This window comes from Mycobacterium angelicum, assembly GCF_002086155.1.
In the GTDB taxonomy this organism is placed as follows: Bacteria; Actinomycetota; Actinomycetes; order Mycobacteriales; family Mycobacteriaceae; genus Mycobacterium; species Mycobacterium angelicum.
The window spans coordinates 1-240 of record NZ_MVHE01000446.1 but is presented as its reverse complement, the minus strand read 5'-3'; the positions used below and the strand labels follow the sequence as shown (position 1 = coordinate 240).

Annotated in this window: 1 protein-coding gene; it reads right to left on the bottom strand. The window is 58.3% G+C overall.

Annotation, left to right across the window (positions count from 1 at the left end):
- Nucleotides 1-130 precede the first annotated feature (130 nt).
- Nucleotides 131-240 (bottom strand): DUF445 family protein (locus BST12_RS30200; RefSeq protein ID WP_130133459.1); only part of this gene is annotated, 110 nt, incomplete at its 5' end.

Sequence of the window (240 nt, the reverse complement as noted above, 5' to 3'; positions counted from 1 at the left end):
GCCTTGGTGGACACCTTGGCGGCCAGCTTCTCCTCCGACGACATTGGCTACTCCTAGCTCGGGGTGATCGGTGCAACGGCCACCAGAGTACGTCCAAGTGCTTGCTATTGCAAGCGTTTGTTAGCACCCGTCAGAACAACAGTTGCGCGATCGCATAGATCGCCAACCCTGCCATCGCCCCGACCACTGTTCCGTTGATCCGAATGAACTGCAGGTCTCGGCCGACGTGCAGTTCGATTC